Source organism: Oleiphilus sp. HI0043, from assembly GCF_001634935.1.
Map to the genome: position 1 here is coordinate 1 of NZ_LWEY01001234.1, position 19,830 is coordinate 19,830.

Sequence of the window (19,830 nt, forward strand, 5' to 3'; positions counted from 1 at the left end):
AAAACACTAAGTATTGCTAGTTTTCTTAGCTAATTTTGTTTTAATTTCAAAGCATTACTAAGTTTCTTCGTAGTGGCTTAGCGACCAATGAAGATGATAAGTAAATATACTCTTCCGTAAACCGACACATAATAATTAAGATTCATATGTATAATATATTAATCGTTGATGACTGTGAAAACGATACCATATTGCTGTTACGTGAACTAAAAAAAGGCGGCTTAGATATTCACTCAACAAGAGTTGAAACTGATCGAAGCCTTAGAAGCGCGCTTGAAGAGTCCGACTGGGATCTTGTTATCTCAGATCACAGCATCCCCGGATATTCCTCCCAAGAAGCTTTAGAAACCATCCGTGATCGCGATGAGAATTTGCCAGTTATTATTGTGTCAGGGGAGATCCCCGAACGAGAAGCCATTAAGCTAATGAAAGCCGGGGCTCAAGACTACGTAATGAAAGAAAATCTCGCTCGACTGATTCCAGCCATCGAGAGAGAAATAAGAGAGAGCGAATCCCGTCAAGCAAAAAACTCGCAGAACAGAATCTAGAACATTTAGCCGTACATGACCACCTAACAGGGCTAGGCAATCGCGAGTACTTCGAAGGTCAAATATCTAAAGCACTTCAACTTTCAGCATCGGATGATGCAGAATATGCCTTGATGTCACTGGATTTGGACCAATTTAAGATCATTAACGATACTTGCGGCCACGTTGCAGGCGATGATCTACTCAAGCAAGTATCACTTGTTTTACTCCGCCAAACTAAAGACAAGGATACCTTGGCACGTCTTGGTGCCGATGAATTTGGCATACTCACCTACAACAAAGATAAGCGTCAAGCTATTTAGATTGCGAAAACCATACAGACCGCAATAAAAGACCTAAACTTCACCTGGCATGGAAAAAGTTTCACGACCAGCATTAGTATCGGCATTGTTTCAATTAATAATAAAACCTCTTCGGTCCAGTCCGTTCTGAGCTGTGCTGACATGGCCTGCAATGTCGCCAAAGAAAAAGGTCATGACGGCCTTAAATGGTACAGTGAAGATGACCCAGAGCACTTACAACGGCGAAGTGAAATGCAATGGGTCAGCCGCATTAAACGAGCGATAGCTGATGATTTGTTTATACTCCACTTCCAGAGCATGAAAGGCCTCCAAAAACACTGTAGTGGCGGTGCACACGGCGAGTTTCTGGTTCGACTTAATGATGACTCAGAACTGATTTACCCCGGCTCCTTTATTCCCGCAGCCGAGCGCTACAAACTTATGCCACGTTTACATAGATGGGTGGTAAAAAATGCGTTTAAGTACTTGGCTGAATCAGGTTTAGGGTATCAGGATCAAGGAACATTTTTCATCAACTTGTCAGGTAATTCACTTAGTGACGCCTCTTTCTTTGAAGATATTCGGCATTTACTAAAAGAGTTTGAGTTCATTCCTGAACGTATTTGCTTCGAGATTACCGAAACCAGTGCTATCGACAACCTTAAGGATGCCGTAGAGTTTATTTCCGAGATCAGAGAAGAAGGTTTTAAATTTGCACTCGATGACTTTGGTGCTGGGATGAGCTCCTTTTCTTATCTTAAGAAGATTCCAGTAGATTATCTGAAAATTGATGGCAGCTTTGTCTTGAACTTGTTACACGATCCGATTGATCGTGGAATTGTTGAAGCTTGCAATGGTATTAGCCATGCAGCGGGCTTGCAGACCATTGCGGAATTTGTAGAAAACCAGGAAACCGCCGACGCACTAAAAGAAATTGGTGTAGACTTCGCTCAAGGCTTTGGTATCGAAAGGCCTGGCCCACTTCAATAACGTACTATTTGCTCCCAATGTAAGATATTTCCTACATGCTTTTGCATTATCACCTACATACTGAAGGCAAGAACATGCGTAATATTCATTTCCATCAGGACGACGCTGATTGTCAGGACGATGACAGCAACATATGGATATGGACAAGGAAGTAAACAAGGAAGGCTGGTTACCTAAGGAATGGTAAGGGAAGCACCTATTCAAAATGCCGCATTTTTATGCGGCATTTTTCGTTTAAGACCCGAAATTAAGCACTAAGACACTCAAACACCGCATAAATTCTTACAAGCCAAACTTATGTTTTAAGATCTCCAGCCCTTCGTCACTATAGGCCGCATCAATGGATTTGAGGTTTTCTGAGGTTATCAAGGTCTCATAGGCATGGATAATATCGTAAATCCACTTCCCGGGAATGAAGCGGGTAATTTGCTGCTCTGTTATGGTTTCTTGCTCGCCTTCTAAATCCAAATGTAGCGTAAGAACCTCTTCTCCAGAAGACAATAAAAGCGATAAGTTTGAGCTTTTGAAAGTTTCCCCATAAAAGCTTATGCAAGCACCCGCCCTATCCGCAAACTGAAGCGTGTAGGTATTATCATTTAGCGTAAATTGGATTTTTTTCTCATCACCTTCGTGAATAACTACCGTAGAGCTTATTTCACAGTGGACCAAGCTCTCACTATCTTTTATTTTTAGTGTGGGCTGTGAAGACATGGACTTATACAAATGAATAATTCGCTTATCCAACATTAGCACTTTTGCTAACTTACGACGCTCCTTTATAGCAGAAAAAACCTGGGAGTTATTCAGCTGTGCTTGCCGCTCTATTCTCTGCAAAGCGCGGTTAATTGTTGACTGCAAATGGTCAAAGGCGGAACGAACAGATAACAAAGTTAGTTCATCATAATTCTGGCTCATATCCTGTGCCTATCCTGCATCAATATTTTTAGACTTATTAATCATCGTCTTCACAATATAGCAGTAAAGACCAAGAGGCGCTAAAGTGAAGTATGTGGAAACAATATTTATGCCAAACTTTATTTTTACAACTCGATACTTCCGCTATAATTGTCATAAAGCTTTAAGATCAATAATATAGACTTAAGCTTCTAACAGATATATGAACTTATTGTTGGCTTGCGTTGAAGACATCGGCCAATAGTTACCATTATGGACAATACTATGATCAAAAACTGCCTATTCCCAGTTGCAGGCTACGGAACCCGTTTCTTACCCGCAACAAAAGCAATGCCTAAAGAAATGCTACCTCTCGTAAATAAACCCCTTGTGCAATATGGCGTTGAGGAAGCGCACCAGGCAGGCATGAACCGAATGGGTTTTGTCACAGGTAGAGGCAAACGAGCCATTGCAGATCACTTTGATATTAGCTACGAACTAGAAAATGAAATTAAAGGTTCGGGAAAAGAGGCTCAGCTCGATTCCATTCGGAATTTAATGGAAAATAACACCTTTTCATTTACACCACAGCATCAAATGAAAGGTCTTGGCCACGCAATCTATAGCGGTCGAGGTTTGGTTGGCGATGATGCTTTTGCAGTTGTTTTGGCAGATGACTTTTGTACGGCAGATGAAAACGGCGACGGCGTGCTTAAGCAAATGGCAGAGTTATATAATCAGTTCCGCTGCAGTATCGTAGCGATCCAGGAAGTTCCTGCTGACCAAACGCATAAATATGGTGTTATTGCAGGCGAATGCATGAAGGATGGCCTATACCGTATCACTGACATGGTTGAAAAGCCGGCTCCGGAAGATGCTCCTTCAAATCTAGCAATTATCGGTCGTTATATTCTGACACCGGACATCTTCGATATCATCAAAGCAACACCGCCCGGAAAAGGTGGAGAAGTTCAAATCACCGACGCCCTGCTCACTCAAGCGAAAAAAGGTTGCGTGCTAGCCTATAAGTTTAAAGGTCAGCGTTTTGACTGTGGTAGTGTCGATGGTTTTATTCAAGCGACTAACTATGTCTATGAAAACGTATACAAAGCAGAATCGTAGTCGATACAAATAAATGAGTTTGCAGCGCCTTAGCGCGGCAAACTTCCTGCTCCATCAAAAAAGAACAAAGCAATTAAAGACCTAATAGCCTTAGTTTGCAATTAGCTGAAGTATCAGCTCTTTACTTTGCGCATCGCTTTTACGGTAACGCCGAAGTAACTCACGCTCATCATCAGTTGGTATTAACTTTTCAATCTGTCGTCCCAACTCAACTAATGAGTCCCCCAAATCCTCCGCATCACTGTCATTGATACCAGGCAAATCCAATTGGTGGCCGGTTTCAATATTAGGCACATCAACAAAACTTTCTAAAGGCATGGCTGTCTTAAAACACAAATCAAGAAGGTTATCCAAACTAGGATAACAGCGTGTTTCACTACTTTCGGCTTCCCACGACTCAACGACCAAAGGGTCAACTAAACAATACTCCGCAACATCAATATACGAAAGTTTCTTCGACTGCCGGACTTTTTTAAGTTGATGATTAAATTGCTTTAGATACTTCATAAGAATTCAGCACTGAAAATAGGTAATAATCAATATAGCATTTGATCCAGATAATTCGTAGTTAAAAATACTTTTTTACAGCTCGTTAATAATTTTTTTGCTAATTAGTTCAAGTACTAATAAGACAATCTTAAGATAATAATTAAGATTGGGTATAAGTAAACAAACAGCGCTTTTACGAATTATTTACACGAAGTCCGATAGACGTACATATCATCATTATTCATAATAGGCTGCCTTTTAAATAAGGAAACTCTCTTTACTTAATCACTGAGCTGGTAAAACGCACGATGCGCATTCCGAATATTTATGTTGATCAGCCTCTCGAAGCATCCTCTAATACCGTAATCGAGGGCCAAGCAGCGCAGCACCTTTTAAAAGTGCTTAGAATGAAAGCTGGTGACCAGCTTAGGCTTTTTAATGGCGACGGTAAGTTCTACCCCGCTACCATTCAGGAAACTAGCAAAAAGTCTTTCGCTACTAGTATCGGCATCGCTGAAAATGCTGTCAGTGAATCTAAACTTAAGACCCATATCGGCCAGGTCATGTCTCGGGGTGACCGAATGGACTACGCCATCCAAAAGAGTACTGAGATGGGCGTTAATGCGATTACACCCTTAGATAGTGAGCGCTGCGAATTGCGCCTTAACAATGAACGTGCAAGCAAACGTGTTCAGCACTGGCAACAGGTTGCAATTAGCGCTGCTGAACAATGTGGGCGCGCAACGGTGCCGACCGTCCATCCGATATTGAATGTCGATGACTGGGTTCAGCAACAATCATCTAAGGGCTTGTCTTTGGTTTTACACCACAGAGACCGCCAACGTTTATCTGATATCTCCCCCGCCCCTGGCCATGTCAATATTCTTATTGGTCCTGAAGGGGGGTTAAGTGAAGCTGAAATCAGCATGGCCTGTGATAATAAGTTTATCCCAAGCACCTTCGGCCCAAGAGTATTGCGTACAGAAACAGCCCCTGTAGCGTGCCTGGCATTGCTTCAGTGGCTCTGGGGGGACTTTAATACCTAAGCTGCTCTAGCCAAGTGAAAGATTAAAAATACTCAGATTAGACTCAAGATTACTTAAGCTTTTATTCCTTTAACACTGTGGAATCAACACAATGAACACATTCCAGAACCTCCGCCAAAAGCACAGCTGGTTTTTACCTGTCATTATCCTAGCGGTGGCAGCCTTGATCATTTTTGCGCTCGTCGTTTCTAAGCCCAAACCACCCAAAAAAGAAACAAAAGAAAAGGAATGGCTAGTATCAAGCATCATACTTAAGGAAACCCAGGCGCAGCCTCAAGTCGAACTATTGGCACGGGTTGAATCGCCTTTCGACTCAACATTAAGCGCTGCGATCACTGCCGACGTAATGCAAGTTCCAGTGCGAGAAGGAATTAGCGTAAAAATGGGCGACCTACTGGTCCAACTCGATGCTCGCGAAATCGAACTTACCCTGGCACAGCGGCAAGCTGATATTAATGAGCTAGATGCTCTAATCGATGCAGAGAAGCTACGCTTTAAAACCGATCAGGATTCTCTGGTTGAAGAAAAACGATTACTAGAAATTGCCGAGCAAGCACTGGCCCGTCAGGCAAAACTAAAAGCTTCTAACCTGGTCGCACAGGAACGCTACGATAGTGCCGAGTCTAGCCGTGCTCAGCAAGCTTTATCCGTCAATGCCCGAAAGCTAAATATTGCCGACCACCCTAATCGTTTAAAGCAGCTTCAAGCTAAAAAAGTACGAGCCCTCACCTTGCTGAAAGACGCAGAAATCGATGCTGAGCGCGCTCAGATCAGAGCCCCTTTTGACGGTATTGTCACAAGTGTTAAGGTCGCTCCGGGTGAGCGAATACAAATGGGACAAGCACTGGTTTCTCTCTACGACCGAAAGAATATGGAGCTCCGCGCTCAAGTACCCGACAAATATCTGGCACTTATTAGTGATGCACTGCAACAGGGTATCAACATCCAAGCCACGGCACTTAGCCATCAATCAGAAATACCATTACAACTTCTGCGCTTATCTGGCCAGGCAAGTCTCAGCAATGGCGGTGTCGATGCTCTATTTAGACCTGCTAGCGAAGAGCATAACTTGATTCTAAACAAAGCATTACGATTACGCATTGATATGCCAGCACTAACAAACGTATTCACTCTACCCGTGTCGGCAATCTATGGAACAAATCGAATTTATCGTATTGAGGAGGGACGGCTTCAATCGCTAAATATTGAAGTATTAGGAAAACAGCTTTTAAGTCTTAGCACGAATTCTGCAAATGAAGAGACTCTTCAAGACAGAGTCATTATTCGTAGTAAGCATCTAGGCGATGGCGATAAGGTCACAACAACCCAGCTCCCCAATGCAATTTCCGGTCTAAAAGTTAAAGAGCGTAGCTAAGAATGAGCATTGTAAATCACGAACAAAACCCAGGTGATCACCGCTCAGATTTAATTGGCCGCTTTGCTCAACATAAAGTAGCAGCCAACCTGCTCATGCTGATTATGCTGCTTGCAGGTGCGGTATCACTAATCAAACTTAACACTCAGTTCTTACCAAACTTCGAACCCGACTACGTCATCGTCCGCGTTACCTGGCCAGGTGCCAGTGCAGAAGATGTGGCCAAGTCGATTGTCACACCGCTAGAACAGCAGTTGCGCAATCTAGATTACGTGAAAGAAATGCGTTCGACGTCTTATCAAAGCGCTGGCGTCATCGTCCTGGAATATGATGAAGGCAGTGATATGGGCTTGGCCCTCGACCAAGTTAAAGAATACGTTGACCTGGTAAGAAACCTTCCCTCTGATTCTGAAACGCCCGAAGTATCAAAAGTTTCGTTAAATGAGGACGTTGCAACCATCATTCTTTCTTCGGATGGCACATTAGAAGAACTACGCCCACTTGCCTACCAGTATGAAAGAGAACTACTAGACAGAGGCGTTGCAAAAGTCGAGTTTATTGGCCTGCCATCTCAAGAGATAGCCATTCAGGTTGATAGCAAACAGATCAGCGCATTAAAAATGTCACTTCCCCAACTCGGCCAGCAAATACTCAATGCCAGTCAGGATATCCCAGCAGGTACCAGCGGAAAAAGTGAAGCAGCCAAAGAACTTAGAAGCATTGAACAGCGAAGAAGTGAAAGTGGCTTTGAACAGCTGGCCATACTAAGCGGAAGTTCTGCCGAACCCATTAAGCTCGAAGACATCGCGGTGGTGCAACAACGTAATAAAGACAATCAAATAGAGGTCTTTTATCAAAACAGGCCTGCTGTTTTGTTACGAGTTCTTCGCACCCAGTCTTCCGACACTTTGAAAGCAGCTGAGACTCTTAATAACTGGTTGGCTGACACAAAGCCCCTACTCCCTCAAACTGTTCAGTTACACGCTTATAATGAAGCCTACGTACTAATTGAGGACCGTATTAACCTGCTAATCAAAAACGGCCTAGGCGGCTTGATTCTAGTGGTCAGCATCCTATTCATATTCCTCAATGGTCGTGTGGCCTTTTGGGTTGCTGTCGGTATCCCAATATCATTTATGGGCACACTTGCAATACTCTACCTCGTTGGCGGCAGTATCAACATGGTCAGCATGTTCGCGCTAATCATGGCGCTGGGCATCATTGTCGATGATGCAATTGTTGTAGGCGAAGATGCCCTCACTCACTATAGCAAAGGTGAAAACCCTCTACGTGCTGCTGAAGGCGGTGCTCGCAGGATGTTCGTGCCAGTCTTATCTTCTTCGCTGACAACCGTTTCTGCCTTCCTGCCATTGATGCTCATTAGCGGCATTATCGGCAACATTCTGTTCGACATTCCACTAGTAATTATCTGTGTCATTATCGCCTCTGTAATTGAGTGCTTTCTCGTCTTACCAGGTCATTTAAATCATTCCTTTAAGCGCTCCTTTAAAGCCAATGCAGCGGGTTCATATCGGGAAAAAATCGATCAAGGTTTTAATCGCTTTCGGGATAATTTCTTCCGCCCTTTATCCGAAAAATCGATCGAGAATCGAGGCGTTATTCTTTGTCTATCCGTCGCGATCCTGGCTGTCAGTATCACTCTGATTGCCTCGGGCCGGGTCAAGTCAGACTTCTTCCCCCAACCTGAAAGCCATATATTACTTGGCAACGTTAAGTTTGCTTCAGGAACACCGCCTGAAAAAGTACGCGAGTTCGGCCTTCACATGGAGCAAGCCTTGCAACAAGCCGATGCAAAATTCGCCAAGGAACAACGCATGGGCGATGCTGATAGCCTGGTCGTTCATAGTGTTCTTAGGATTAACCAGGCCAGCTTCGATGGTGGCCAGAACTACTCCACGGGTGAACAATATGCTTCCGTTCACGTAGAACTTTTAACACCAGACGCTCGCGATATAAGAAACCCCGAATTTATTGAAGCCTGGAACGATTTCATCGACCAACCCGATGGCGTAGAGCAGCTGAGCATATCTAGCCCACGAGGTGGTCCACCGGGTAAAGACGTCGATATATTCCTCACTGGGCAAGCGACTTCGGTACTCAAACAAGCGGGTGAGGACCTGGCGACCAAGCTAAAAACCTATGTCGGCGTGCGTGATATCCAAGACGACCTACCCTTTGGTAAAAACCAATTTATCTACTCACTTACGCCTCTGGGAGAAGCGCTTGGCTTCACCGTCTCGGATGTTGGCAGACAATTACGAGCGGCCTTCGACGGCCAGCTTTTACAAGTATTCTATGACGAGAATGAAGAGATCGAGGTTCGGATTATTCTTCCCGATGAAGAGCGCAACTACTCTCGTATTCTCGACAACTTCCCTCTCGTTACACCCTCTGGTGATATTGCTCAGCTAAGCAATGTCGTCACCTTGACCCATAGAAAAGGCTTAGAACTGGTTAGGCATACTGAAGGTAAGCTTGGTCTGCACGTCACCGCCAGCGTTAACCCCGACTTAAATAATGCCAACCAGATAATCGCCGAGCTACAAGAAGAGTTTTTACCTAATCTGTCCATCGAGTACGGTATTAAAATAGACTTGAAAGGCAGGGCTGAAGAACAAGCCCAGACCGGCAAAGATATGATGCTAGGCGCAGCCATAGGCTTTACCTTAATCTATATTATCCTGGCGTGGGTATTTGGTTCCTACTCTTGGCCTGTCGCAGTATTGCTTGCGATCCCTCTTGGAATATCGGGTGCGATACTGGGTCACTGGCTGCTAGGCATTGACCTAACCATGCTCTCTTGGTTTGGCTTTTTTGGCCTATCAGGCATCGTTATCAATGATGCGATAATATTGGTCACCTTCTATCGAGAGTTACGAGAACAAGGCCAGCCCGCCAAACAGGCTATTGTCGATGCTTCATGCCTGCGACTCAGAGCGGTTATGCTGACCTCTTTGACGACTGTTGCTGGCTTATTACCGCTTCTGTTTGAAACCTCACTTCAAGCTCAGTTCCTGATCCCTATGGCTGTCAGTATTTCATTTGGCCTGGCATATGCGACGATTCTTATCTTGTTTGTTATTCCAGCTTTAATTTCGCTTATTGAAGAGTTTAAAGATAAGCGAGCCGCTAAATAGAAAGTATTGGATATTTTAATTGCATAAAAAAGTCCGGCCCCATCATTAGGGCCGGGCTTTTCTTTTCCCTTCAGTTCAGCTCAAATACTTAAACCGAACTAAGTCTCTTAGAGCCTATTCAGGACTAAGACAAATCATTCGATAAGTTATTTAATCGAGCTTGACAGTCTTCGTGAGAATTCATCTGAGCAGAATCACCATCAACCGCTATATCCTCTAACGACTGGTCCGTATCCCATGTACGTGACTCTCCGGTATAGGACAGGCTAAAAATGTTTCGGCTACTATCTTGACCACGACTAATCAATGTAAAGTCAAAACCACCTAATACATTAAGGATAAGACGACGATCATCAATAGCGGTCCATTCTCCCGCATCGAATAATGCACCATCCGTTTCTAAACTACCGTCATTACCTTCATCCGAAAACTGGCCGTCAAAGGCGCCGTCTTCAGAATAGCGAATACACAGCTTCAACTCACCAGTACCGGTTAAGTTCTCATCTTCTTCAAACAAAATGAGCGCAGCACCTTCAACATTATCTTCGTCATCACTGTATTCAACAAACAATTCCTTGCCTGCTAAGTCGCCAAACGTCACGCCGCCCGTGACACTGACACCATCATAGTCAATTGTACCAGCAGAGAAGTCGACACCCACTAAGGTGCTAAAATCTACGTCTGTCCCGTCGCCAATTGCATCATATAGCGGACCACCAACATCCAGCGCTTCATCAATAGCATCGTCGATTAGAGCCGAATCCTCATCATTGATCATCTGAGTCACGACCATTTCAACACCGATCATTCTAGCGCGAATACTATCAGCATCGACCGCATCTGGGTCACTCGGACTTGAGGGGATCGCAGCATTAACCAAGCCAAGAATATCCGCCACATCGGTTAAAGCTGCCGTTCTTTCTGCACCGCTTATTTGGTTAGAAATTGAATCATCGTCTTCATTGTCATTATAAGTGTCAATAATTTGCTGATTAACCGCATCAAATACCGAAGCAATCATCGTTGAATCAATTGCAGAACTACCCGCTAATTGGTCAGCGAATTGCTCATATATAAAGGTTGAAGAGCTATCTGGAAAGAAGCTTTCTTCACCAAATACGTCATACTTTTCCTCAAAAACATCTGCAAAGATGACTGCAATCTTATGTAATAAATAGGCTTTATTTGCAGCCTCGGAGTTAAAGTCAGAGCCTGATAAGAAGTCGTCATCAAGTAAACTCGGATCAGAAATCAAATTCCCTAGGGTCGCACTCCCCCCTTCAACCATCACAGAGCTTAAAGGCGTAATCATCTGATCAGGAATTTTCCCATCAACTTCAGGTGAAACGCGTGCAGATAGTTCACCAATGAAAGGTTCGCCCGTAAAGATGTCAAACCCGCCATAGGTTCTAAGCACCACTTCGTCTGGAACATCACCTTTTAGCTGCAAGCAATATTTTTCTGTCGCAGCTGATTCACAATAGTTAGTTGTACCGTCACTCGATGTAGTAAAGAACCCTTCACTATCTGTCGTAGCTGAAGGCTCACCAGCATTTTGTCGCCCATCTTCATTGATATCAGCATAAACAGTTGCACCAGCTAGGTACCCATCAATTGCTACCCCAGATATTGACGTTCTTTCTACAGGTGAACCATTATCAGGGTGGTCAGGACTACTACAACCAGAGGCAATTGCTACCGCCGCAGAGAGTGCCGCAATCTTAAATCCCTTACTTGCGCTTAGATAACTATGTTCGTTTTTAATTCCCATCTTTCACTCTCCTAAAATTTTTCTTCAATACCAATGTTAAAGCCAATATAACGAGGAACTTCTTGACCGTCATGCTCGATCGTATCCAAGCTACCTGATAGATCTAGGTTAACCATTCCAAATAAAGTGGTACCTACCCCTAATGTTGTTAGCTCACTCCCAACCAGGTTCTTGGCAGCACCAAGTCTAAGTGTCGGAATAATGTAACTGTTCGGGAAATAGCTTACTGAGCCACTTAATATCTGACTTTCACGTCCAACTAGACTAAAGGCAGAATTAACATCATATGCACCTGAAATTAAAAACTGACGGTCTTCTGTAAAAAAAGCACCTTCAATAGTAGTTTGAGCATTTAAGACGGCGGTTTCTTTCAGAGAAATCTCATCCGAAAATGCCTGAGCAGCCAAACAGTTTTTCTGACGTAAGCCGCTCAAAGAGCCACAATTAACGCCAATTTCGCCATACTCAAGCTCAGGCTCATTAATATTGGCAATGGTCAAACCTACCTGCCCGTTTGGAAAGGTCCATATTGCTCCGACATCAACACCTACCGCGGTAACCGTCGCGTTATTTTCTTCAAACTCATCCATAACGACATCCATGATGTCATCATCTGAATCGTCTGCAACACCTTCAAACGAAACAACCTGTTTATTCAAGACCGCATGATAAACGTTTACATTGACGCCACCATACAGCTTTGAATCCAACACCGGTGGTTGCCATACTTCTCGGCTATAGCCGACGGTACCCGTTACAAGACCTGCAGCTTTTACGTATAAAGAGCTATCGGTCGATAAACTCACGTCGCTACCTGAATTCTGTATTTCCATCGGCGCATCTAAAAAGATAATATCTGTTAGCAAACCCGCACTAACATTTAGACCAACAACACCACCAAGAAAATCACTGCGAACAGCAATTGGAGCTAAAGGTGCCTCAAACCCTAGGTTCCAGGCAATATTCATTTTCTCGCCTAAAACGGGTAGCAAGGCGTCAAATTTATCTTTTGCGTCCAAAGCTTGATCAAGTGTTAGATTCTCGCTATCCAGAATTTCCTCAAGCTCTTCAATATCATCTTCAACGTTATTTAAGTCGCCTAACTCTAAACCAAAGCCTAGTGAGCTAAAGTAGCCTAAGCGAAGGCTTTCTTCATCGCCAACCAACAACTCTCCCGAAGCAGGATTATTCCCCAACGCTAATAATGAATTAGGATTAGTAGTTTTACCTAAGGTTAGAATCGCCCCCGGCTGATGCCCTTGATATCCTGCAACTGCATTGACTGCACCACCAAATAAGACCGCAAGTGCGATACCTTTAACCAGTTTACTTTTTTGTATGCTCTTCTGCTTCATGCTCATTATCCTTCGCTATTCACACAACCTATCCGATTTAACCGCTTTCTACTCGTCTGTCATACCTGTTATTATTAGACGGAACAACCCGGCAAGTTAAACACCCCAATTTTCTCTTTTGCTTTTGTCGCTTTCGCACGCTAGCCCTAAAGATAGTTCAAACAAGGCTTCATTCAACTATTGATTTGTTTCGCCTTGATTAAGTCTCGTAACAAAACATTATCGAAACTTTTATTGATGTCTTGATGAAGTTTGTCTGCGATGTCGCTAACTTCTGGTGAAAGCTTGATATGCTTATATTTCCACATACTTTCATGCCCTCTCAAAGCCCGTAATATTTGAGCTACACTAATCTGATCTGTGGAATGGCCTGGCACTAACATATCGGCCTTTTCACCCGCAACAATAAGTAGGCCGCCTGCAATCAACTTATCGATAATTTTTCGGCTCGCAACCGCTGGGATCGTATGTAGATGTTCGATATCTACTTGAAGAACCGGACTTTCTGTTGACTCAAACCTACGTGCAATATTCACCATAATATCGAGCCCAACTTTTTCGCTGACCTCCGGAGAAGGATCTAACTCCTGCTCCTTTGTGATATGGCTTTCATGTTGGTGATAAAACGCAATACTCGACCCTAGCAGTAAAATTAGCCAGTTTACGTACAACCAAATCAGTAACAAAATACCGACGGCAAAACCGGAATAGATCGCATCGTACTTAGACGAATTTACGACGAAGGCCGTAAAGAGAATGCTTGAAGCCTGCCACGCACTTCCACCCACGACACCGCCCACCAAAGCACTTTTAAAGTTAACTCGAGTATTTGGCATTAGAATATAAAACATGGTAAATGTCAGAATAATCATAAAGAAAGGCATCAGTTTGGTCATCATTAAGATCACCGTGCCAAAGGGTTCAATTGAAGCGATACTTTGAACCAGGCTGGAATTCATTGTTGACGCGGTTAGACTAATAGCAGCAACCACCAAGACTGGACCAACCAGCACAACGATCAGGTAGTTACTGAAACGCTGCCCCAAGGAACGCAATTCCGGTGCGAACCAAATCGTATTAAATGCCTTTTCTATCTTCTGGATTAGGGAGATAACCGTATAGAACAATATAATAAAACCAAGAAAGCCCAGTACACCAACCTTCATATTATCGACGAAGGACAAAACACTATTATGTATTTCGATGCCTTTAGCCCCCATCGGTTCAAGGAAGCTATAGAGCATCGGGGTAAAACGGTCTTGTACATTGAAAGCTTTCAAAACTGAAAAGCTCAAGGCCAGCATAGGGACAATCGAAAGAATCGTCGTATAAACAAGACTCATTGCGTGAAGCGTTATTTGCCCGGTAGCGATATCACGGATCACAACATAAAGAATTCGAAGGGCGTCCCGAAGCAAAGACATAAGGGGATTCATTGAGGGCTTTGGTGAGGCTAAAAGCCAGGCTTCAGCGTCCTTCCATTGATCTAGCAAGTTTTTCAAAATGACCTACCCTGTCGTGACAGCATCAATCTCACAAATCAAAGCAGCTAAGCCAGAGATTACCTCTTCCGCAAGTAAACCCGGAGCTTCACCTAGATCTATTTTATGCTGAAGATCAGCAGCCTTCGCCGATAGAGATGACGCTCTGATATTCCCGGCACTGCCTTTCAAGCCGTGAGCAAGGCGTGACATTAACTCTGTATCGCCCTGCTGCTGAGCATTTAGAAACTCTTCTTCAAACGTCACAAAGCTACCTTTGAAAGAGGACAATACCTGCTTAACAATATCCATATTGTTCATAAAAGTTTCTGTTAGCTTGTCCATGTCGATGCATTGGCTCTCGCTAGTTTGATCACTCATTGTCTATTGAACTCCATTCTTCATTGATACAAAGCCATATCTCGAAAAAAGCGGTATACTTGAGGCTGTGAAACTTACATTGATACATTGTTCTATTTTTAAGATTAGCAGACATTATCACAGACACATACTCGATAACGACTTTCAGGCTTTCACCCGTACCTCGATAAAAGAAATGGCCTCAATATTAAAGTAAGTTATTGGTTTTCATATACAAATATACCGATCCAACACCACTATTTATGTATAAGTTTTTTGAAAAGCTGGTAGAGCCGTTTCCTCCCGAGCATCCGGAACAACCACCTAAGGGTTTATTCGACTTTTGTGTGTACTATACACAAGGAATATTCCCCTTACTTTTTATCATGGGCGGGCTCACTGCCTTAATTTCCATCATGGAAGTTACGCTGTTTGGTTTCCTCGGACAGCTGGTAGACTGGCTGTCGAACAAAACACCTCAAACACTTTGGCAAGATGAAGGGAATACCCTTATTGCTCTAGGTGCAGTGATTCTTTTCGTCATTCCTCTTACTGTTTTGCTTCACTCAACCGTTATTCACCAAGCCTTGTTGGGCAACTATCCAATGCGAATTAGATGGTTAGCTCATCGGTACTTGCTTGGTCAAAGCTTTTCTTTTTACCAAGATGAGTTCGCTGGCCGCATAGCAACCAAAGTGATGCAGACTGCGCTTTCGGTTCGCGAAACCGTAATGAAGCTGCTCGATGTACTGCTCTACGTCAGTATTTATTTCATAGGTATGACTAGCGTCGTCACAGCGAGTGATGCCAGATTAAGCATTCCTCTTTTAATTTGGCTACTTTGCTATGGCTCCAGCCTTTATTACTTCATCCCTAAACTTCGTGATATTTCTACTCGTCAGGCAGATGCGCGCTCCAGCATGGTCGGAGCTGTGGTAGACAGCTACACCAACATTGAAACAGTGAAACTCTTCTCTCATAGCCAGCGTGAAGCAGAGTATGCAAAACGAACAATGGGCGACTTCCTTGAAACCGTTCACCCTCAAATGCGCTTGGTCACCCGGCTCAATGTGACAGTATGGGTATTGAATTCCCTCCTGTTATTCTCGATCTCATCTCTTTCAATCTGGCTTTGGATAAACGAAACCATTTCGACTGGAGCCATAGCTGTTGCGATTGCGCTAGCACTCAGGCTCAATGGCATGTCCCAATGGATTATGTGGGAAGTGTCCAGCCTGTTCGAGAATATCGGTTCAGTACAAGACGGTATCAGCACACTTTCAAAAGAACGAGCCGTGCTTGACTCAGACAATGCCAAAGCGCTTGAACTAAGCGATGGTAATATTGATTTTCAGAGGATTTCGTTTGAATACGAATCTGGCCGTCCGGTTATCAGCGAGCTTGATTTGCATATAAAAGCTGGCGAAAAAATTGGTCTGGTTGGCCGCTCAGGTGCTGGAAAGTCAACTCTGGTAAACCTCTTACTTAGATTCTACGACCTTTCTTCGGGCAACATCAGAATTGACGGGCAAGCTATTGCTGACATTAAACAAGAGAGCCTGCGCGAGCATATCGGCATGGTGACCCAAGATACTTCCCTGCTTCACCGCTCTGTGCGCGATAACATCCTTTATGGAAATCCCGAAGCCTCTGACGATGATCTGATCCGTGCAGCCAAACAAGCCCATGCTCACGAATTCATTCAAGAACTAAGTGACCTGGACGGACGACAGGGCTATGACGCTCATGTAGGCGAGCGTGGCGTGAAGCTTTCTGGCGGTCAGCGTCAGCGTATTGCGATTGCCCGAGTCTTATTGAAGAACGCCCCAATACTTGTTCTGGATGAAGCCACGTCTGCTTTGGATTCGGAAGTCGAAGCTGCGATTCAACAAAGTTTATATACCTTAATGGAAGGCAAGACAGTCATTGCGATCGCTCATCGCTTATCTACCATCGCCGCACTAGACAGACTGATCGTATTAGACGAAGGCAAGATTGCCGAGCAAGGCAGCCACACAGAGCTACTTGCCCAAAACGGTATTTATGCGCAACTTTGGGCTCGACAGTCGGGTGGTTTTATCGGAGATTAAAACTTTGGGGTCAGAGTAAAAACTATTATTTTTACTCTGACCCCAAATCTTGCCTTAACCAAACACCACTGTTTTATTTTCGTGGATAATAACCCTCTCTTCCAGGTGCAAACGCAAACCTCGTGCTAATACATTCTTCTCGGCATCTTTACCTAAGCGAACCATATCTTCTATCGTATTACTGTGACTAATACGAATCACATCCTGGTCGATAATAGGCCCTTCGTCCAAATCTTGAGTGACATAGTGACAGGTTGCACCAATCAATTTCACGCCTCTGTCATAAGCTTGATGGTAAGGCTTTGCCCCAGCAAATGAAGGTAAGAAGCTATGATGAATATTGATCACGCGTCCTGCATATGTCTCACACAGGTCAGCAGGTAAAATCTGCATATAGCGAGCAAGTACCACCAAGTCGGTCTGGTATTCATCCACCAAGCTACTAACCTGGTCGAAAGCAGCTTGTTTGTTTTGTGGGTCTACCGGCACATGGTGATAAGGAATATCGTGCCATTCAACCATACGGCGTAAATCATCGTGATTGGATATCACTGCCACAATTTCCGCATCCAGCTCATTGCTGTGCCAGCGATGTAGTAGATCCGCTAAACAATGGGATTCCTTTGAAGCCATCAACACGACGCGTTTCTTAGTATTAGAATCGCTAATACTCCATGACATGGAAAACTCTTTGGCAATGGGTTCAAACACTGTTTTGAAGTTTTCCAGATCAAAAGGAATCGAACTCGCCTTGATCTCATTGCGCATAAAAAACCAGCCGTTCTTCTGGTCGGCATGGTAACTCGCTTCAGTGATCCAACCATTATAAGTTGCCAGAAAGTTACTGACTTTTGCGACTATACCAGTACGGTCAGGGCAAGAAACGACAAGACGATAGGTTTGTTCCATAATATTTTACTGCTTCCACAATCGTTTAAGGACTAATTTGTATTCAGACATAGGCGCTCAAAATAAAAAAGAGAGCCACGAAGACTCTCTTTATTATAGATAGGTCTGAGATAATTCAAGCTTATCTCTTATTCAGACTTTGCCGCAATGATCTTCGCCTGCCATTCTTTTGGCGCAGTCTGGTGAACTGAAATACCCTGACTATCAACGGCAACTGATACTGGCATGTCAACCACATCAAATTCATAAATAGCTTCCATACCTAGTTCAGGGAAGGCAACCACTTCAGCATTCTTGATTGCTTTTGACACCAAGTAAGCCGCGCCACCCACTGCCATCAAGTATACTGATCCGTATTCTTTAATCGCATCAATCGCCACCTGGCCACGCTCGGCTTTACCGATCATGCCCATCAGGCCAGTTTCTTTAAGAATGGTATGTGTAAATTTATCCATACGTGTTGCCGTAGTCGGGCCAGCAGGGCCAACAACTTCCTCACGAACCGGATCAACAGGCCCAACGTAGTATATAAAGCGGCCTTTCAAATCTACTGGCAGCTCTTCACCATTGGCTAGCATCTCAGTCATTTTCTTATGAGCTGCATCGCGGCCAGTCAGCATTTTACCTGAAAGCAAAACCGTATCGCCCGGCTTAAGGTCGGCGACGTCTTCTTTAGTCACGTTATTCAAATCAATGCGCTTAGCACTGTCGCCAGCTTCCCAAGTAATCTCAGGCCAGTCTTCAAGACTTGGAGGTGTTTGCAATGCCGGGCCGGAGCCATCTAACACAAAGTGAGCATGACGTGTGGCAGCACAGTTTGGAATCATTACGACAGGCAATGATGCAGCATGCGTTGGATAGTCGTTAATTTTTACGTCCATAACCGTTGTTAAGCCACCAAGGCCTTGAGCACCGATACCCAGGTCGTTGACCTTATCCATAATCTCTAAACGTAACTCTTCAACACGATTTTGAGGGCCACGCTTACGAAGCTCATGAATATCAATCGGCTCCATCAAAGCTTCTTTCGCCATCACGGCAGCTTTTTCAGCTGTACCACCGATGCCTATACCCAACATGCCTGGCGGGCACCAGCCAGCGCCCATCGTAGGAACCGTTTTCAGAACCCAGTCAACAATACTGTCACTAGGGTTCAACATCGCCATTTTTGACTTATTCTCGGAACCACCGCCTTTTGCAGCAACTTGGACGTCGACAGTGTTGCCTTCGACAATCTCATAGTGGATCACAGCAGGTGTATTGTCTTTAGTATTCTTACGAGCGCCGGCAGGGTCATCTAGGATTGAAGCACGTAAGACGTTATCTGGATGAGTGTAAGCACGACGTACACCTTCATTTATCATATCAGTCAGGCTTAATTCAGCATCCCACTGCACATCCATACCGACTTTAACGAATACAGTCACGATACCGGTATCCTGACAAATTGGTCGCTTACCTTCTGCACACATACGTGAATTGATGAGTATTTGTGCCATTGCATCTTTAGCAGCTTGGGAGTCTTCTTTTAAATACGCTTCATGGACGGCATCAATAAAGTCTTTTGGGTGATAGTAGGAGATAAACTGCAGGGCATCTGCAACGCTATCAATTAAATCTGCTTGACGAATTGTGGTCATAGTCACTCTCTAACGTTTTTCTTTAATTAATAAACTGCTGAGGCTCTTAAGCTTTTGGCCAGGCCCATGTTGTGTTTATCAATTAATACATGGCTGATCACCCACTCATCTTCTGAGCGATCAATTATTGGGGTACTGAATTGTACTCTGATTGAAGATGAGTTTGTAGTCACACCTACAAAGCTTAAACGACGGTTAAATTCGTTACAGCTACTAAGCAAGTGCATCTAATTCTTTGCGCTAAAAAATTAGACAAATTGCTTTTTCGTGTCTACGTTTAATCTAGGTCAAAATTTTTAGGCCTGGTGGTGTGTGTTGCTG

At 44.0% G+C, this 19,830-nt stretch carries 15 protein-coding genes and 1 pseudogene; 8 read left to right on the forward strand and 8 right to left on the reverse strand.

Going from position 1 to position 19,830, the window contains the following annotated elements:
* Positions 1 to 146: 146 nt before the first annotated feature.
* From A3729_RS34005 to A3729_RS34015, 3 genes and pseudogenes are all read left to right on the forward strand, one after another.
* Complete coding sequence (locus A3729_RS34005) at positions 147 to 548, forward strand: response regulator (RefSeq protein WP_231877445.1); 402 nt, start codon at positions 147 to 149, stop codon at positions 546 to 548.
* Positions 512 to 964 (forward strand): annotated as a pseudogene (locus tag A3729_RS34010) (GGDEF domain-containing protein); the annotation flags it as partial. The gene A3729_RS34005 and the pseudogene A3729_RS34010, both read left to right, overlap by 37 nt.
* 27 nt (positions 965 to 991) lie before the next feature.
* A complete protein-coding gene (locus A3729_RS34015; RefSeq protein WP_068633231.1) occupies positions 992 to 1,819 on the forward strand; it encodes an EAL domain-containing protein in 828 nt (275 codons plus the stop codon).
* 282 nt (positions 1,820 to 2,101) lie between these two features.
* On the opposite strand, the gene A3729_RS15165 is transcribed toward A3729_RS34015, so the two are convergent.
* Positions 2,102 to 2,734, reverse strand: a complete 633-nt coding sequence (locus A3729_RS15165) for a hypothetical protein (RefSeq protein ID WP_068514907.1) — start codon at positions 2,732 to 2,734, stop codon at positions 2,102 to 2,104.
* Between the two features lie 264 nt (positions 2,735 to 2,998).
* Between A3729_RS15165 and galU the strand changes: the two genes are divergently transcribed.
* Positions 2,999 to 3,835 (forward strand): UTP--glucose-1-phosphate uridylyltransferase GalU, encoded by an 837-nt coding sequence (gene galU, locus A3729_RS15170; RefSeq protein ID WP_068634036.1) that lies wholly within the window; start codon positions 2,999 to 3,001, stop codon positions 3,833 to 3,835.
* A 90-nt stretch (positions 3,836 to 3,925) separates the two neighbouring features.
* On the opposite strand, the gene A3729_RS15175 is transcribed toward galU, so the two are convergent.
* The gene (locus tag A3729_RS15175) at positions 3,926 to 4,342 is read right to left on the reverse strand and encodes a hypothetical protein (protein ID WP_068554959.1); all 417 of its coding nucleotides are present in this window, start codon (positions 4,340 to 4,342) and stop codon (positions 3,926 to 3,928) included.
* A 290-nt stretch (positions 4,343 to 4,632) separates the two neighbouring features.
* Between A3729_RS15175 and A3729_RS15180 the strand changes: the two genes are divergently transcribed.
* The 3 genes from A3729_RS15180 to A3729_RS15190 all read left to right on the forward strand — a co-directional run bounded on the left by A3729_RS15180 (position 4,633) and on the right by A3729_RS15190 (position 9,903).
* Complete coding sequence (locus A3729_RS15180; protein ID WP_068514899.1) at positions 4,633 to 5,370, forward strand: 16S rRNA (uracil(1498)-N(3))-methyltransferase; 738 nt, start codon at positions 4,633 to 4,635, stop codon at positions 5,368 to 5,370.
* 91 nt (positions 5,371 to 5,461) lie between these two features.
* Complete coding sequence (locus A3729_RS15185; RefSeq protein ID WP_068514895.1) at positions 5,462 to 6,745, forward strand: efflux RND transporter periplasmic adaptor subunit; 1,284 nt, start codon at positions 5,462 to 5,464, stop codon at positions 6,743 to 6,745.
* Between the two features lie 2 nt (positions 6,746 to 6,747).
* Complete coding sequence (locus A3729_RS15190; RefSeq protein ID WP_068514892.1) at positions 6,748 to 9,903, forward strand: efflux RND transporter permease subunit; 3,156 nt, start codon at positions 6,748 to 6,750, stop codon at positions 9,901 to 9,903.
* A gap of 124 nt (positions 9,904 to 10,027) precedes the next feature.
* On the opposite strand, the gene A3729_RS15195 is transcribed toward A3729_RS15190, so the two are convergent.
* The 4 genes from A3729_RS15195 to A3729_RS15210 all read right to left on the reverse strand — a co-directional run bounded on the left by A3729_RS15195 (position 10,028) and on the right by A3729_RS15210 (position 14,891).
* Positions 10,028 to 11,674 carry a hypothetical protein gene (locus tag A3729_RS15195; RefSeq protein WP_068514890.1) on the reverse strand — a complete coding sequence of 549 codons (1,647 nt, stop codon included), beginning with the start codon at positions 11,672 to 11,674 and terminating at the stop codon, positions 10,028 to 10,030.
* A gap of 11 nt (positions 11,675 to 11,685) precedes the next feature.
* Positions 11,686 to 13,029, reverse strand: a complete 1,344-nt coding sequence (gene traF, locus A3729_RS15200; RefSeq protein ID WP_068514887.1) for a conjugal transfer protein TraF — start codon at positions 13,027 to 13,029, stop codon at positions 11,686 to 11,688.
* Positions 13,030 to 13,202: 173 nt separating this feature from the next.
* Positions 13,203 to 14,531, reverse strand: coding sequence for a YihY/virulence factor BrkB family protein (locus A3729_RS15205; RefSeq protein WP_156495270.1), 1,329 nt, complete (start codon positions 14,529 to 14,531; stop codon positions 13,203 to 13,205).
* A 6-nt stretch (positions 14,532 to 14,537) separates the two neighbouring features.
* Complete coding sequence (locus A3729_RS15210) at positions 14,538 to 14,891, reverse strand: Hpt domain-containing protein (RefSeq protein ID WP_068508113.1); 354 nt, start codon at positions 14,889 to 14,891, stop codon at positions 14,538 to 14,540.
* 242 nt (positions 14,892 to 15,133) lie between these two features.
* Here A3729_RS15210 and A3729_RS15215 point away from each other — a divergent pair, with 242 nt between their 5' ends.
* Positions 15,134 to 16,960 carry an ABC transporter ATP-binding protein gene (locus A3729_RS15215; protein WP_068554968.1) on the forward strand — a complete coding sequence of 609 codons (1,827 nt, stop codon included), beginning with the start codon at positions 15,134 to 15,136 and terminating at the stop codon, positions 16,958 to 16,960.
* A 54-nt stretch (positions 16,961 to 17,014) separates the two neighbouring features.
* Here A3729_RS15215 and purU read toward each other — a convergent pair whose 3' ends face one another.
* Positions 17,015 to 17,869 carry a formyltetrahydrofolate deformylase gene (gene purU / locus A3729_RS15220; protein ID WP_068514882.1) on the reverse strand — a complete coding sequence of 285 codons (855 nt, stop codon included), beginning with the start codon at positions 17,867 to 17,869 and terminating at the stop codon, positions 17,015 to 17,017.
* A gap of 128 nt (positions 17,870 to 17,997) precedes the next feature.
* On the reverse strand, positions 17,998 to 19,509 hold the full coding sequence (locus A3729_RS15225) for a fumarate hydratase (protein WP_068634037.1): 1,512 nt from the start codon (positions 19,507 to 19,509) through the stop codon (positions 17,998 to 18,000).
* Between the last annotated feature and the right edge of the window lie 321 nt (positions 19,510 to 19,830).

Excerpts from the sequence above, each read along its gene's own strand:
- A3729_RS15195 (WP_068514890.1), bottom strand. The coding sequence starts at position 11,674 with ATGGGAATTAAAAACGAACATAGTTATCTAAGCGCAAGTAAGGGATTT.
- traF (WP_068514887.1), bottom strand. The coding sequence starts at position 13,029 with ATGAAGCAGAAGAGCATACAAAAAAGTAAACTGGTTAAAGGTATCGCA.
- galU (WP_068634036.1), top strand. The coding sequence starts at position 2,999 with ATGATCAAAAACTGCCTATTCCCAGTTGCAGGCTACGGAACCCGTTTC.
- A3729_RS15185 (WP_068514895.1), top strand. The coding sequence starts at position 5,462 with ATGAACACATTCCAGAACCTCCGCCAAAAGCACAGCTGGTTTTTACCT.
- A3729_RS34005 (WP_231877445.1), top strand. The coding sequence starts at position 147 with ATGTATAATATATTAATCGTTGATGACTGTGAAAACGATACCATATTG.
- purU (WP_068514882.1), bottom strand. The coding sequence starts at position 17,869 with ATGGAACAAACCTATCGTCTTGTCGTTTCTTGCCCTGACCGTACTGGT.
- A3729_RS15225 (WP_068634037.1), bottom strand. The coding sequence starts at position 19,509 with ATGACCACAATTCGTCAAGCAGATTTAATTGATAGCGTTGCAGATGCC.
- A3729_RS15210 (WP_068508113.1), bottom strand. The coding sequence starts at position 14,891 with ATGAGTGATCAAACTAGCGAGAGCCAATGCATCGACATGGACAAGCTA.
- A3729_RS15180 (WP_068514899.1), top strand. The coding sequence starts at position 4,633 with ATGCGCATTCCGAATATTTATGTTGATCAGCCTCTCGAAGCATCCTCT.
- A3729_RS15190 (WP_068514892.1), top strand. The coding sequence starts at position 6,748 with ATGAGCATTGTAAATCACGAACAAAACCCAGGTGATCACCGCTCAGAT.
- A3729_RS15175 (WP_068554959.1), bottom strand. The coding sequence starts at position 4,342 with ATGAAGTATCTAAAGCAATTTAATCATCAACTTAAAAAAGTCCGGCAG.
- A3729_RS15165 (WP_068514907.1), bottom strand. The coding sequence starts at position 2,734 with ATGAGCCAGAATTATGATGAACTAACTTTGTTATCTGTTCGTTCCGCC.
- A3729_RS15215 (WP_068554968.1), top strand. The coding sequence starts at position 15,134 with ATGTATAAGTTTTTTGAAAAGCTGGTAGAGCCGTTTCCTCCCGAGCAT.
- A3729_RS34015 (WP_068633231.1), top strand. The coding sequence starts at position 992 with ATGGCCTGCAATGTCGCCAAAGAAAAAGGTCATGACGGCCTTAAATGG.